The organism is Limnospira sp. (assembly GCF_051859755.1).
GTDB classification, from domain to species: Bacteria; Cyanobacteriota; Cyanobacteriia; order Cyanobacteriales; family Microcoleaceae; genus Limnospira; species Limnospira fusiformis.
This window is the reverse complement of the sequence record NZ_JBIMLI010000051.1, coordinates 16,557-30,898: the sequence shown is the minus strand read 5'-3', so window position 1 is coordinate 30,898 and position 14,342 is coordinate 16,557. Positions and strand designations below refer to the sequence as shown.

The 14,342-nt window shown below is 45.7% G+C and carries 18 protein-coding genes; 5 read left to right on the top strand and 13 right to left on the bottom strand.

Going from position 1 to position 14,342, the window contains the following annotated elements; genetic code table 11:
• Positions 1-68: 68 nt before the first annotated feature.
• A complete protein-coding gene (ispF, locus tag ACTIE0_RS11195; protein ID WP_006626062.1) occupies positions 69-548 on the bottom strand; it encodes a 2-C-methyl-D-erythritol 2,4-cyclodiphosphate synthase in 480 nt (159 codons plus the stop codon).
• A 221-nt stretch (positions 549-769) separates the two neighbouring features.
• Between ispF and ACTIE0_RS11190 the strand changes: the two genes are divergently transcribed.
• The gene (locus tag ACTIE0_RS11190; protein ID WP_006619489.1) at positions 770-913 is read left to right on the top strand and encodes a chlorophyll a/b-binding protein; all 144 of its coding nucleotides are present in this window, start codon (positions 770-772) and stop codon (positions 911-913) included.
• A 128-nt stretch (positions 914-1,041) separates the two neighbouring features.
• On the opposite strand, the gene ACTIE0_RS11185 is transcribed toward ACTIE0_RS11190, so the two are convergent.
• From ACTIE0_RS11185 to ACTIE0_RS11175, 3 genes are all read right to left on the bottom strand, one after another.
• Complete coding sequence (locus tag ACTIE0_RS11185; RefSeq protein WP_439516902.1) at positions 1,042-2,151, bottom strand: IS200/IS605 family accessory protein TnpB-related protein; 1,110 nt, start codon at positions 2,149-2,151, stop codon at positions 1,042-1,044.
• Positions 2,152-2,155: 4 nt separating this feature from the next.
• A complete protein-coding gene (locus ACTIE0_RS11180) occupies positions 2,156-2,470 on the bottom strand; it encodes a hypothetical protein (RefSeq protein WP_039932128.1) in 315 nt (104 codons plus the stop codon).
• Positions 2,471-2,577: 107 nt separating this feature from the next.
• Positions 2,578-2,940 carry an STAS domain-containing protein gene (locus ACTIE0_RS11175; RefSeq protein ID WP_006618416.1) on the bottom strand — a complete coding sequence of 121 codons (363 nt, stop codon included), beginning with the start codon at positions 2,938-2,940 and terminating at the stop codon, positions 2,578-2,580.
• Positions 2,941-2,972: 32 nt separating this feature from the next.
• On the opposite strand from ACTIE0_RS11175, the gene ACTIE0_RS11170 reads away from it, so the two are divergent.
• A complete protein-coding gene (locus ACTIE0_RS11170) occupies positions 2,973-3,119 on the top strand; it encodes a hypothetical protein (protein WP_006620772.1) in 147 nt (48 codons plus the stop codon).
• A 287-nt stretch (positions 3,120-3,406) separates the two neighbouring features.
• Here the strand turns inward: ACTIE0_RS11170 and hemF are convergent, their stop codons facing one another.
• Positions 3,407-4,450: an oxygen-dependent coproporphyrinogen oxidase gene (hemF, locus tag ACTIE0_RS11165; RefSeq protein WP_008049333.1), complete on the bottom strand. Its 1,044-nt coding sequence runs from the start codon at positions 4,448-4,450 to the stop codon at positions 3,407-3,409.
• 251 nt (positions 4,451-4,701) lie between these two features.
• On the opposite strand from hemF, the gene ACTIE0_RS11160 reads away from it, so the two are divergent.
• The 3 genes from ACTIE0_RS11160 to ACTIE0_RS11150 all read left to right on the top strand — a co-directional run bounded on the left by ACTIE0_RS11160 (position 4,702) and on the right by ACTIE0_RS11150 (position 8,142).
• The gene (locus tag ACTIE0_RS11160) at positions 4,702-5,772 is read left to right on the top strand and encodes an Mrp/NBP35 family ATP-binding protein (protein WP_006620770.1); all 1,071 of its coding nucleotides are present in this window, start codon (positions 4,702-4,704) and stop codon (positions 5,770-5,772) included.
• A 122-nt stretch (positions 5,773-5,894) separates the two neighbouring features.
• On the top strand, positions 5,895-6,089 hold the full coding sequence (locus tag ACTIE0_RS11155; RefSeq protein WP_006620769.1) for an NAD(P)H dehydrogenase subunit NdhS: 195 nt from the start codon (positions 5,895-5,897) through the stop codon (positions 6,087-6,089).
• Between the two features lie 316 nt (positions 6,090-6,405).
• Positions 6,406-8,142 (top strand): glycosyl hydrolase family 28-related protein, encoded by a 1,737-nt coding sequence (locus ACTIE0_RS11150; protein WP_006620767.1) that lies wholly within the window; start codon positions 6,406-6,408, stop codon positions 8,140-8,142.
• 61 nt (positions 8,143-8,203) lie between these two features.
• On the opposite strand, the gene ACTIE0_RS11145 is transcribed toward ACTIE0_RS11150, so the two are convergent.
• The 8 genes from ACTIE0_RS11145 to ACTIE0_RS11110 all read right to left on the bottom strand — a co-directional run bounded on the left by ACTIE0_RS11145 (position 8,204) and on the right by ACTIE0_RS11110 (position 14,324).
• Entirely contained in the window at positions 8,204-8,848 is a 645-nt protein-coding gene (locus ACTIE0_RS11145; RefSeq protein WP_006620765.1) for a DUF938 domain-containing protein, read from the bottom strand.
• Between the two features lie 114 nt (positions 8,849-8,962).
• Positions 8,963-9,403 (bottom strand): DUF4332 domain-containing protein, encoded by a 441-nt coding sequence (locus ACTIE0_RS11140; RefSeq protein WP_006620764.1) that lies wholly within the window; start codon positions 9,401-9,403, stop codon positions 8,963-8,965.
• Between the two features lie 6 nt (positions 9,404-9,409).
• Positions 9,410-9,985 carry a GNAT family N-acetyltransferase gene (locus ACTIE0_RS11135; protein ID WP_006620763.1) on the bottom strand — a complete coding sequence of 192 codons (576 nt, stop codon included), beginning with the start codon at positions 9,983-9,985 and terminating at the stop codon, positions 9,410-9,412.
• 2 nt (positions 9,986-9,987) lie between these two features.
• Entirely contained in the window at positions 9,988-10,839 is an 852-nt protein-coding gene (locus ACTIE0_RS11130) for a carbohydrate ABC transporter permease (RefSeq protein WP_006668034.1), read from the bottom strand.
• On the bottom strand, positions 10,821-11,381 hold the full coding sequence (locus ACTIE0_RS11125) for a 5-formyltetrahydrofolate cyclo-ligase (protein ID WP_006620761.1): 561 nt from the start codon (positions 11,379-11,381) through the stop codon (positions 10,821-10,823). Before ACTIE0_RS11125 ends, ACTIE0_RS11130 begins: the two co-directional genes overlap by 19 nt.
• On the bottom strand, positions 11,378-12,325 hold the full coding sequence (locus tag ACTIE0_RS11120) for a GDP-L-fucose synthase family protein (RefSeq protein ID WP_006620760.1): 948 nt from the start codon (positions 12,323-12,325) through the stop codon (positions 11,378-11,380). The genes ACTIE0_RS11125 and ACTIE0_RS11120 overlap by 4 nt, the downstream gene beginning before the upstream one ends.
• Positions 12,326-12,353: 28 nt before the next feature.
• Positions 12,354-13,382 carry a GDP-mannose 4,6-dehydratase gene (gene gmd, locus ACTIE0_RS11115; RefSeq protein ID WP_006668033.1) on the bottom strand — a complete coding sequence of 343 codons (1,029 nt, stop codon included), beginning with the start codon at positions 13,380-13,382 and terminating at the stop codon, positions 12,354-12,356.
• A gap of 204 nt (positions 13,383-13,586) precedes the next feature.
• A complete protein-coding gene (locus ACTIE0_RS11110) occupies positions 13,587-14,324 on the bottom strand; it encodes an undecaprenyl-phosphate galactose phosphotransferase family protein (RefSeq protein ID WP_006668032.1) in 738 nt (245 codons plus the stop codon).
• Positions 14,325-14,342: the final 18 nt, after the last annotated feature.

Here is a 14,342-nt window from a genome sequence, read left to right as displayed (position 1 = left end):
TTTATCCTCAACTCTTCTCGCTTCTTATACCATATTGCCCTAAAATATTAACCTAATTTGAGATTAAATCATGCTCTTTTTAGGAGGGTGACGGCGTAAGCGGCTATTCCTTCCTCTCGTCCTACGGGTCCGAGTTTTTCGTTGGTGGTGGCTTTGATGCCTACCTGGTCCGGTTCTAATTTTAGGACATTGGCGATGCGATCGCGCATTGTCGGGATATGGGGTTTGAGTTGGGGACGTTCAGCCACAATTACTGAGTCTATGTTACATAACTGCCAGCCTCGCTGTTGTATGAGGCTATGAACTTGTTCTAGTAAGACTAGGCTATCAGCACCCGCCCAGCGTTCATCTGTGGGGGGAAAGTAAACGCCGATATCTCCTAAACTTAGCGCCCCTAACATAGCATCCATGATGGCATGGGTGAGGACATCGGCATCGCTGTGACCGAGTAATCCTAGATGATGCTCAATTTTAACGCCGCCTAGTATTAGGGGACGGTTTTCGACTAGCTGGTGAATGTCGTATCCGTTTCCGATGCGAATGTCCATGGGGCCCTCTCTACTGCTACGGTTTTTATTATCGGCTAGTTTGTTGATTAGATGCGATCGCCCATCAGTCCCGCTAGAGGATAAACCCTTGATTTGACTCGGTTTCGGCGGTTGGCGAATTTTTTTTTCAGAAAAGCGTAAAGAAATGTTGCAAAGTTGGTGGTAAGTGTGTTAAGTTTTCTTTAGTTGAATCAAGCAAACCTATCTAGGAGTAACTCACAATGGAAAATCAAGGAACTAAATTTGGTTTCACCGAATTCGCGGAAACCTGGAACGGTCGCCTCGCTATGCTTGGTTTCGTCATCGGTGTTGGTACCGAGTTACTGACCGGCCAAGGTATTCTGTCTCAATTAGGCTTAATGTAGTTTTCCTCAAGTGACGGGGATCTATTTTTCCTAATTCTGGGGATTCGGCTCTATAATTAACTTCTAAGGATTCTGAGGCTATAGCTTCGGAATCCTTTAATTTTTGTGGTTTTTGGTATCAATGAAGCTCACCCCACCTGCCTTGGGCAGGTGGGGGTGTCAGTGCTAACCTGAGACTGTACGAGTCCACAGGTCACACAAACAAGCCCAGCTTCTAGGCGAGGAGCCCTCGAACGTTGGATCGAGGGCTCCTCGCTGTCCTTTCGGCGAGTGAGCTGAAGAATACCTCGTGCAGCAATATTGAGCGCCCCATTGAGGTCTGCATTGTATCGCTTGCCCGAGGAAAATTTAGCCAGGGCATAGTTGTTGGAGTCTCGCCCTTTCGACTCCACTACCGTCATAAGCCAACTTTTAGGTGGAGCCACGACATCAATGACCTTACCGCCTATCTCTTGCCACTTCATCTCCGTCAAATCTCGAATCATACCTTTAAGCCATCCATGAAAGCGTTGGCGAAGTAAGGAGCGCTTGCGCCCCCCCTTAGCTTTCCATCCTTTCAGGTTCTCAAAGACAATAGCATCGGCATTGAACTGTTGGGCAATCTGCACGATGCGCTTCGAGACAATCTGCCCAATTTGACGGTTGATATTACGGCATTTACGGTAGGTATGAGAGCAAAAGCCTTTCTGGAGACTTCCGCCATGTCCCATCGTTTGGCTGGCTCGTTTAGATACCGATTTCAGCCGCTTATCCCGACGGTCGCCGTTCCGCTGGACGCAGGTTCCAGCGGCTGCGGCGACTTCGTCTATGTCTCTGGCTGGGTGAATAAACTCCCGATAGGTTACAGTGCCGTCAAAATTCACGACTGCCACAGTAGCGGTGGTGTTGATACCCAGGTCAACACTTACAACTCGACCCTCTCCCTCCCGTTGAGGTGGATGACACTCAAATGGAACTGAGAGATGACAGGCTTTTTTCTGCTCATTGAAGATAAGGGACGGTGACAGCAGCTTGTTACTATCTACGGTATGCCGTTCTCGTAGGCTGGTTATCTCAATGGTAGTCCAGACCCAATCAGTTCCGTTAAATACCTTGATGTCGATGCGGTCATAGCCATGGAGTTTATAGCACTGACCCTTATACAGGGTCGGATAACAGCCACTGTTGGGATTGAGGACGGGAGGTTTGGCATCCCGACGTTGACGAGTTCCCGATTGCCATTCCCGATATCGGGTCATGTAGCTACTGACTTGGCCAGAGCGCGAAGACGATGGCAGCCCTTCGGTAGTAGCTGGGGAACTTGTAAAAGGTCTGGTCAAATTGCCGGTATTTGGGGTTAGGGTTCTTGGCGGTTTGGTGAATCAGTTTCTCAACGGCTAGAACCCGTTTTTGACTCGATAACCCTCCGATAGACGGCCAATGGGTTAAGAGAATTCCCATCAAATGCCGACAGACACCTAGGGAGACCTCAACCGTTTGGCTCAGAAGCACTCGCGCTGCTGCTGTCGGGTTAAGATTCCATCGGTCTGTACGGATGATTGATGTGGTTTGTGCCATCACGCGCTTGCTATCCCAAGGTTTGTCAGATCGGCGGCTCCTTGACCCCCACCTGCCGTTGGGCGAGGTGGGGGAATGCGTGGCTATTTTTGTTCAAACTCACCGCCTTAACTAGCTCTGACACCGCCCTCTAAGGCTTCCTTTTCCGTCTCAAAAATCTCAAACACAGAATCCATCATCGTCACTTCAAATACCAGTTTGGCTTCTGGGTGAACATTACAGATGCGGAAACTACCCTTAACTTTATCAGCATCTCGCATACCAGCCACTAGGGAGGTCAACCCGGAACTGTCGATAAAGTTCACCTGACCCAAATTCACGACCACATGACGACTCAGCTTAGATATACATTCTTGCAGTTTGAGACGAAACTGCCAGGCGGTGGTGATATCTAAGCGTCCTGTTGGTGCTAATACTATGACCTTAGTGCCATCCTGGGTCGTATGTTCCTTTTGATCGATATGAATCACTGACCGTCCCCTCTGAAATTCTTGATTTTGCGATGGTTGCTTCTTTGACTGTGACAGTCCCCGCCAAAACTGTGACGGGGATTTTCCTTGGTGATTTATACAGTAACCTGCTGGCTGCTGAGTATTCACCCAGTCACCATAATGGTTTTTCTAGGCAGCCTCAAGCCGAAAGAAAATGAAAGTTCTTGGAGCTATCAAAGACCCCATCCCTCAGAAAGTATAACCCCAACAGAGGCGCAAACCTTCCCAACCACAGCTCTTTGTTCACCAAGCGCGTTCTAGTCAGCATCAGGCCAATACCAGCCAAACTTGGGTCTAGCAACAGCATTGACCCTTGACCAAGAATACCATTGCAGTTATCAGATTCGCTGTTGTCCGGGGACTGAATCAAGATCAATTTCTGTCCTTTTCCCTCCATCTGGCAGTCAGTCCCCCCTAGCAAGTCCCATGAGACTTACGGTTGAACCTAGACCTGTGACTGAGGATCCGTCCAGTTAGACCAATCTTGAGGTTTCAAGAACGTCTCATAGAGTTCAGCTTCCGGCGTACCCGCTAATGGTTGATAACCATATTCCCATCTTACCAAAGGAGGTAAAGACATGAGAATCGACTCAGTGCGACCCTTGGTTTGCAACCCGAAAATTGTGCCTCGGTCGTAGACTAAATTAAATTCTACATATCTTCCTCGACGATAAAGCTGGAAGTTCCGTTCACGATCGCCATATTCTATAGAATTACGGCGCTCTACAATCGGACCGTATGAGGGTAAGAAAGATTTACCACAATCTTGGATAAAACTAAACAAGCCCTCCCAGTCCCGTGATTCCGGTGCGCCCATGCGATCGCTATAAGTCGCCGCCTCGCTTTCAGTCTCCTGCCCACGATACAGCAAACCCTCACCGCCTTGGTAATCAAAGAAAATGCCACCAATTCCCCTGGCTTCATTGCGGTGTGTCAGATGAAAATATTCATCACACCAGCGTTTAAACACCGGGTAATATTCGCTATGATGGCGATCGCAAGCCTCCTTTAACGTCTTATGGAAGTGAGCTGCATCTTCCGCAAACGGGTAGTAGGGAGTTAAATCCGCACCCCCACCAAACCACCACACCGGGCCCGCCTCGAAATAGCGATAATTCAGGTGAACAGTTGGCACATAGGGGTTACGGGGATGTAACACCATCGAAGTTCCCGTCGCATAAAATCCATTACCCGCCGCCTCTGGACGCTGGCTTAAAATCGACGGTGGCAAATTCTGGCCCCAAACCTCCGAAAAGTTAACTCCCCCTTGTTCAAACACATTACCTTCTCGGATCACCCTAGTCCGACCGCCACCCCCTTCCGGGCGCTCCCAAGCATCCTCTACAAAGGTTTTCGCCCCATCTAGTTTCTCTAATCCGGCGCAGATTTCATCCTGAATTTGTTTCATCCACTGACTCACGCGCTCCCGCGAGTCCGCCGGAGGGGGTGATTGAACTGTAGCCGTATCAGAAGCCGTCGAAACTGTCATCATCTAATTAAGCTCTTGTATGTTAATATTTTCGCACTTGATGAGCCACCAACTCACAGAAAGCGAAATTATTTCATCTTCCCCGCTTATGGATTCCTCAGTCAAGTTGTTTAACCCATAAGTCCATATAACTTAACAGTTAACTATGGAAATCTGCCCGGTGGGACTACCATTTGCCACTACCAGCAGTAACAACACCCTTTCCCAGTTAAGCTATTAGCAGTATTACCAGATAGCAACAGCCATATATCATGCCAGATAAGTTAGATGCCAGTTCCGTACTGGAAGTTTTAAGACCCGTTCAAGACCCCGAACTACAAAAGAGTTTGGTGGAATTGAATATGATCCGTAATGTGAAAATCACTGGCGGAGATGTCCGTTTTACCCTGGTTTTGACCACCCCCGCTTGTCCTCTGCGCGAGTTTATCGTCGAAGATTGTCAGAAGGCTGTTAAACAGCTTCCCGGAGTCGAAACCGTCGAAGTAGATGTCACGGCGGAAACTCCACAACAAAAATCTCTCCCAGACCGTCAGGGAATTAGCGGGGTGAAAAATATCTTCGCTATTTCTAGCGGTAAGGGTGGGGTTGGTAAAAGTACCGTTGCGGTTAATGTGGCCGTCGCTCTCGCCTCTACCGGCGCTAAGGTCGGTTTGATTGATGCTGATATCTATGGCCCCAATGACCCCACTATGTTGGGTCTGGCTGATACTCAGGTCATGGTTCAGCAAACTCCCGAAGGCGATCGCTTGGAACCCGCTTTTAACTATGGCGTTAAGTTGGTGTCCATGGCTTTTCTGATTGACCGCGATCAACCTGTCATTTGGCGCGGTCCTATGTTAAATGGCATTATCCGACAGTTTCTCTATCAGGTGTATTGGGGTGAGTTGGATTATCTCATTGTCGATATGCCGCCCGGAACCGGAGACGCTCAGTTAACCCTCGCACAAGCTGTTCCTATGTCTGGGGCGGTCATTGTTACTACTCCCCAAGAAGTCTCTCTGTTGGACTCCCGCAAAGGCTTAAAAATGTTTGAACAGTTGGGTGTGTCTATTTTGGGCATTGTCGAAAATATGAGCTATTTCGTCCCCCCAGATCTCCCCGATCGCAAATATGATATCTTTGGCACGGGCGGCGGTCAGAAAACTGCTGATGATTTGGGAGTACCACTATTGGGCGCTATTCCCCTGGAAATGCCTGTCCGACAAGGTGGGGATTCTGGGGTTCCTATTGTGGTCTCTCACCCCGACTCCGCCTCCGCTCAGGAGTTGACTGCGATCGCAAAAAAAATCGCCGCTAGGGTCTCGGTTATGGCTCTGGCTTAACTCTCTTCCCTTCCCGGCACCAGGGATAATTGACCTTCATCAATTCCTCTGGCTGCCTGGCTTGCTCATACCTCACTCAGTATCTGAGAAATTACACCATTCTTTTTGAGGATAATAAACACATGATTCTACCAGGTTCCGCCGTTCGCGTTATTAATGCTGATGATACCTACTATGAGTTTCAAGGACAAGTCCAAAGACTCGCTGACGGCAAAGCTGCCGTTTTATTTGAAGGCGGAAATTGGGATAAATTAGTCACTTTTAAACTCTCTGAACTAGAGGCGATCGACACTACCACTGGACGCAAAGGTAAGTAGTTTACATCCTCTCGCTAGAATTATGTTAAGTTTTGTAACGGCCCCGCCTCAGTGGGGTGGGGTGGGGTGGCTTTTTCCTGACCCCCGTGCTACTATATTATATAATGGGGATATTCGCAATTTCAAAATTTGTTAACAGATTACCATTATGCTATAAGAGTATGTCAATATCTTACCATGATTTTCCGCCGCCTGTCAACCCCCCAACCCATCTATAATTGATACCAAGATTTCCCTTTTCCCCCAAACCAAAATCATGTTAATTCCTCTAGTCTATGCGACCATAGTTTTTCCAACAGATGCGGGTGTAGTGGACGTGACCACCTATGGCGCTATTCCTAACGATGGAAAGGACGACACGGAGGCAATTCAACAGGCATTAAACGACCACCCAACCGGAAATCATATTTTCTACTTTCCTGATGGAGTGTATAACGTTAGCGGTCAAATTAGATATGCGGGAACCGAAAAACGGAACATTCTACAAGGTCAAAGCCGTGACGGAACCATTATTAAACTTGATGATAACTCCGGTTTAGATACATCAGTAATTTGGACAGGTTCCCCACCAGCGCAAAGATTTCGGAACAGTATTCGAGACCTGACCGTTGATATTGGTCGCGGTAATCCTAACGTTAATGGGATAGATTTTATTGCCAATAATCAGGGTTCAATTCGCAACGTTAAAATCATCTCAAGAGATGGTCAAGGGAGAATCGGCTTAAACCTTTCCATCGATGAAAATGGGCCCCTACTAGCTAAAGATATTCATGTAGTTGGATTTGATATCGGCATCCAAACCTGGAACCCTACAGCCAGTCAAACCCTGGAACATATTACCCTAGAAAACCAAAATCAGTACGGCTGGAAAAATTTTAATCAAAATGTTTTTGTCCGAGGCTTACAGAGTACCAATCAAGTGACAGCCATTTGGAATATGCCTGATGGTGGTAGTGTTTTTACGCTGATTGATTCTGTGTTAACTGGATTCGGTTCTGCTTCGGAATTGCCAGCGATTCATAACCAAAAAGCAATGTATGTTCGCCAATTGAGAACTTCGGGATATCAACAGGCAATTTGGCAGAATGATAAAGGTCGTGGTAATGCTTCTCAACCTGATGGTTATGTGAAGGAGTGGATAGCTAGGGGAGAGTTTCAGAGTCTTTTTGACAGTCCCCAAACTATGCTAAATCTGCCGATTAAAGAAACCCCAGAATTGCCTTGGCATGATTTATCAGAGTGGGTAAGTCCCCTGGCTTATGGGGGGAATCCTAATGATGGTATTGATGACACACAAGCGATACAAGCTGCTATTGATTCGGGAGGGAAAACTGTTTATCTTCCTAATGGGGTTTGGGATGTTAATGGCACTTTGGAATTAAGGGGTAATGTACAGCGGTTAATTGCTACGGAAGCTAGAATTGTTGGTGATGGTGTCATTAGAATTGGACAAGGAACATCCCCGACGGTGATTATCGAAAGAGTAGAGGCAGCTTCTATTTCTATTGTACATGAAAGCGATCGCACTTTGATTATTTCTAGTTCTCTTGTCAATAGCTATAGTAGTACCCAAGGAAACGGCGGAGATGTCTATATTGAAGACGTTGGCGGCGGTCCCTGGGTGTTTACTAATCAAAATGTGTGGATGCGTCAAATTAACCCGGAAATTACACATAGTCCTAGGATTACCAATGATGGCGGGTCTCTGTGGATTCTTGGATATAAAACCGAAGATGAGGGGACTTTGGTTAAAACCATTAATGGCGGGAAAACAGAAGTATTAGGCGGCTTGATTTTAAATGGCAGATTTGCAGATATTCCCGGATTTATTAACATTGATTCATCCCTGAGTTATGCTAATGTTGGGTTTCTCACTTTTAGTGGCGGTTCAATACCTATTGGAGTGGCAGAAACCCGTAATGGTGTCACCCTCATGACTGACCAACTACCACCCTACTACACTGGTTATCAGCAGCCAACATCCTCCCGTCAATCTGAAAATTTCCTAGTCAGTTGGTGGCGGTTTATACTCCGACTATTTGCTATGGTTTAATGGCGAGTTGGGGTAGGCAGTTTACGGTAAAATTAGACGACTTGACCTCAGTAACTCAGGATTAACAACGCCTGAAAACTACGGAAAAATTATTGGCAGGCATGGGGACGGTTTCCACCAATTCTAGGTGATAACCCTTGGCTAATTCTACCACATCATCAAGGTTTCTGACACCCCACTTGGGGTTAGAAGTTCGCAAATATTCATCAAAGGAAGCGTTACTAGGTGCGGTGTGTTTTCCACCGATTTTATAGGGTCCATAGAGATATAAAATTCCCCCTGTTTTCAAAATGCGATCGCTTCCCGCCATTAACCCTTCACAAGCCGACCAAGGCGAGATATGAATCAGGTTAATTGCTACAATAGCAGTGATGGGAAATTCCGATAATTCCAAAGGTAAATTATTCCCTTCGACTGACCAGGGGTTAGCTTCTACGTCTAACCCTAGGGGAGGGTAGAGATTATCTGAAGGGTAATGAGTTTGCCATGCTTTAATACTCTGTTGTAACAAAGGTTGCGGGTCGGAAGGTAGCCACCGCCTAGGTGAGAGACGGGGAGCAAAAAAAACCGCGTGTTGTCCTGTGCCGCTGGCTACTTCTAAGACGGTTCCCGTGGGTGGTAACACCCTTTTTAATACCTCTAAAATCGGTTGACGGTTTCTTTCCGTGGCTGGTGCATTTTGTCGCAAATCTTCGGAAAAATTCATGATTTAATCTGGTCATATATTTGAGATTTGGGCGGCTTTGATAAACCCGAATATTGAGAAATAAGTGATTATCTCCGCTACCCATATTATACATCTTTTGATGATGCTTGAATGTTAATTTTTACCCAATCTTTGAGATTGTTTAATCCAGGTTTGGATGACATCAATAGATGGACATATTTGGCGAGATTTAATGGTTCCTACATATAGCCGTAAAATCTGTTTATGTAGTTGTTGAATAGACATCTGAGAAAGTTGATTGACTGAACTTACGCCACTATGTAATAAGACACCACAATATTGATAACCAATACTGGGAACCCTGGCTAAGTCGGACATTGCTACCCATTTACTGATATTTCTGATGTTGATACCTAGTTGGTTGGATAAGGCGATTTTATGAGCATTATTACTCCCGCGCGCGAGAAGTTGCTGGGTGTTTTGAATACCACATTTATTCAGGAGTTTAATATTATCTGCATCTAACCCAGGTAGTTGAGAAATTTCCCAATAACAGGAGGTAATTTTTGGATGCTTAGTTGTGGGATGATTCATAATTAATTATTTGGATTCAGAATGGTTGTCCAGTCTCAAAGATTTAGCCATCAAAATATCAGGTTTTCCGATACCATTAGCATCGGGGACTACTCCCATAATCACAAAACCGCATTTATGATAAAACTCATAGGGATGGCGACCATGATTTTTTATATTAGCAATATGTTCCCAACAGTGGGGGTATAATTCGACACCAGATAGGGAGGTTAAATGATTTTCGTCATCGGTACCCAACCATAAAGTTAAGCCTCCTTGTAACCGCACATAATCCTCTAAATGAGCGACCAATTTTCGCCCTATTCCCAACCCTTGATAATCCCTTCTGACTACCAAAGGATGTAATTCCCAAACATGACCTTGATATTGACTAATCCCACCAATCCAGCCTAGAATATTATCATGGTCATCGACGGCGACCAGATTAACTCTACCGTCGCCAAAAGACTCCATAACCTCGGCTAAACCACGTTGATAAGTCGGCCAAGCATTCGGCCAATTTTCCCGAAATTCTGCGACTAATAAAGTAGCCGCCTGGTGGATATGATGTTGATTATTAGGACTGAGATTAATAATCCTCATCCTTAACCTTTGACCCCCGTAGCTGTATCTGTAGGGACAATATACCGTTGTACTATTAAAAATAGTAGTAACACAGGGGCAATAGAAATGACGGAACCGGCGGCGACTATCCGCCAATCGAGAGAGAAAGTTCCGGCTAGATTTGCTACCCCTAAAGGCATGGTATAATATTCTGGGCGATCGACTACAATTAAGGGCCACAGAAAATCACTCCAAGACCCGATAAAGACAAAAATGGCTAAAGTCATTAAGGCGGGACGGACTGAGGGTATCATAATATGCCACCAAATGCCTAATTCTGAACAGCCATCAATTCTGGCTGCTTCTTCTAACTCTTTGGGAACTCCCATAAATGCCTGTCGCAAGAGAAATATACCAAAAGCTGAGGCTAAGGATGGAAAAATAATGCCTAAATAAGTATTTCTTAATCCTAACTGTACGGCTAGAATATACAGGGGAATCATGACAATCTGAAAGGGTATCATGATGGTGGAAACGATCGCACTTAGGAGAAAATCGCGACCCCAAAAGTTTAATCGCGCCAAAGGATAGGCAGCCAAGGAACAAAATAGCAGATTTAATCCGACGGTTAAAACGGCGACGAGGGTACTATTAAATAAATAGCGACCAAAGGGATTAGTTTGCCAAACTCTGACAAAATTCCCGAAAGTAGGTTCCCGAGGAATAAACTGGGGGGGAACCTGAAAGATGTTTTCGGTAGGGGATTTAAAGGCAGTTCCCACCAACCAAAATAGGGGAAATAGCATAGCGATCGCTATAGCAATGAGTACCATATAAGTAGCGATCGCCCGATAATTTACGCGGCCACCAGAAGTTATTTTGACAACTCCCATATACCCTCCTCAGTACAAACCGCGGCCAAAGGCTGGTCCCAACTATCCCTAGGGAGAGTATCCACCCTGGCGGCCGCAAACACAATTCCCACGGTAGGAATTTTAGACCACTCAGACCGACTCAACATCCGGTCATAAAATCCTCCCCCATATCCTAACCGATAGCCACAGCCATCACAGGAAACGGACGGAACCAGGATTAAATCGACCTGAGACGGCTGCAAAACCGGTAAGCTGGGGTCTGGTTCCATTAAACCAAAAGACCCCCTTTGGCGGGCATTTTCCGGCCGCCAGTGATGCCAAATCAAAGACCCATCCACACAGCGAGGAAACCCCCAGACCTTTTCTGGGGAGACGTACCAGAGAGGACTCAAATCGGGTTCTTGGCGAAAACTAAAATAAGCCAAGATAGTCTTGGCTTGCTGAAATCGCCACCAACGGCGTAGATGGTCAGTAATGCGATCGCTATTTTGTCGCCAAACAGTCGTGGCTAGAGATTGGCGATCGCTTAACAAACGGCGGCGTAGTTGAGACTTACTCACAGATCAGGATTTTGTCGATACCAGTCAATAGTATTTTTCAGACCCTGGCGAAACTCGACCTCAGCCACAAACCCAAACCTTTCCTTAGCGCGATTTGTGTCTAAACAGCGGCGCGGTTGACCATTAGGCTTATCAGTTTCCCAGACAATTTCTCCCTGAAACTCCATCAACTCACAAATCAACTCTACCAGGTCCCGAATAGTAATTTCATAATTAGTCCCCAAATTCACCGGGTCTGGTTCGTCATAATGTTGGGTAGCCATGACAATTCCCCGCGCCGCATCAGTCGAGTAGAGAAACTCCCGACTAGGACTACCATCACCCCACACCGGAAGCTGTTTATCCCCCCGTTGTTGTGCTTCATAGACCTTACGCACCAAAGCCGGAATCACATGGGAACTTTTCGGGTTAAAATTATCCTCTGGGCCATAGAGATTCACCGGCAATAAGTAAATCCCATTAAACCCATACTGCTGTCGGTAGGCTTCCAATTGTACCAATAGCGCCTTTTTGGCTATCCCATAGGGGGCATTAGTTTCTTCTGGGTAGCCATTCCATAAGTCATCTTCCTGGAAGGGAACCGGGGTAAATTTAGGATAAGCGCAGATAGTCCCCACACAGACAAATTTCTTGACCCCTACTTGATAGGCTGAGTGAATCAACTGAGCCCCCATCATCAGGTTATCGTAGAACAACTCAGCGGGTTTTACCTGATTTAAGCCGATACCCCCCACATGGGCGGCCAAATGGATAATGATATCCTGACCTTTAGCGACTTGTTGACAGGCTTCTAAGTTTCGCAGGTCACAATTATGCGATCGCGGTACGGAAATATTTTCAGATTTAGCCCCCGCCTTCAGAAGCTGGTCAATCACCTGTTTTCCCAGAAAACCAGCCCCTCCCGTAACCAAAATCCGTTGGTCTTGTAAATCCAGAGTATTCATGTTATTTACCCGTCATTTAGTCTAAAAATTAATCAAAATGGTCTCCCTCTTCATGAGGTTCTTCCAATAGTGTTAGGTCACTATCAACCATCAGCTTTACCAATTCCTCAAAAGACACTAACGGCTTCCAACCCAAGACATTTTGGGCTTTAGTCGAATCCCCAATCAGCAATTCTACCTCAGCCGGGCGTAAATAGCGTTCATCAAATTTGACATAATCATGCCAATCCAAATTGACATAATTAAAAGCCACATCCAAAAACTCGCGAATTGAATGAGTTTCATTAGTTGCCAACACATAATCATCCGGTTGATCATGTTGCAACATCATCCACATTCCCCGCACATAATCCTTAGCATAACCCCAGTCCCGTTTTGCATCCAGATTACCCAGATAAAGTTCCTTCTGCATTCCCTTCACAATCCTGGCTACAGCGCGGGTAATTTTGCGGGTAACAAAAGTCGGACCACGGCGGGGACTTTCATGATTAAACAGGATACCATTACAGGCAAATAAACCGTAAGATTCCCGATAATTAACCGTTTGCCAGTGTCCGTAAACCTTCGCACAAGCATAGGGACTACGAGGGTAAAAAGGTGTAGTTTCTTTCTGGGGGATTTCCTGAACTTTCCCAAACATTTCCGAAGAACCTGCTTGATAAAACCGCACCTGAATCCCTGTGCGCTGCTGATAATCTCGAATAGCTTCTAATAGTCTTAATACCCCTAAACCCACCGTATCAACAGTATATTCTGGACAGTCAAAACTGACCCGCACATGGGATTGAGCCCCCAAATTATAAATTTCTACCGGCTTAACCTCTTCTAAGATACGACGCAGAGTAGTACCATCTGTTAAATCCCCATAGTGTAAGAATAACCGAGCATTAGGATTATGGGGGTCTTTGTAAATATGTTCAATGCGGTCTGTATTAAAACTAGAACTACGACGAATAATTCCGTGAACTTCGTAGCCTTTTTCTAATAGTAACTCACTCAGATATGAACCATCTTGACCTGTGATACCTGTGATTAACGCTGGTTTACTGTTTGACATCTGACTATTTTCCTTTCCATACGAATCAGCCCGCCCATGGCGGTTGTCTATACTCTATTATGCACCCTCATGATTATTCCCTAGTGGGGCAAGTTTGCCACTGGCACTCATTATAAAAAACCCGGTTACTTAGACAAGAACCATAAATATCTTAACTCAGAAACCGGGTAGGACACATAATTTCTGATGACTCACCCCTCCAGGTTAATAAGCACCATTATCCTTGGGAAAAATTACCACACCAATAGTTTTGATAATGATCCATAAGTCAATCCAGAAATTCTTGAAATTAACATAGTGCAAATCAATCTGAACTCGACGAGGATAGGGAATATCATTGCGTCCTGAGACTTGCCAGAGTCCAGTGATTCCCGGTCTGATGGTCAGAACCTTATCCATGTGACGACCATATTTATGTAATTCCTCGGCTACCAGGGGTCTAGGGCCTACTACACTCATATCACCTTTGAGAACATTCCAGAATTGGGGAAACTCATCAAGGCTAGTCACACGCAAGAATCTACCTATCCAGGTAATTCGAGGATCATGTTTAAGTTTAAACGTATCCTGAAACTCTTGGCGGAGATTAGGAGAGGTTTCCATGATCTCCATCAGCATCTCATCTGCATTACTAACCATGGTCCTGAATTTGATACAACCAAACCGTTGGCGATTTTTGCCGACTCTTTCCTGGACGTAAAACACGCTACCAGGGGAACTCAGGGCAATTAACAAGCTCAGTATCAAATAAACCGGAGAAAACAAAATCAGAACCGATAGGGAAAACACAATGTCAAATGAACGCTTAAAAAAATCTCCGTTCAGACTCTGTACCAGAGACAGGGTTCGTTGCTGACGCGGACGCACTAAGGGTACAAAGCCACGCCTTGTAAATGCACGTCGAAGTCCCCTACCGAAGATAAGTTGGCTATTGGCAGTCATCTTACTCCTTCAATTCAC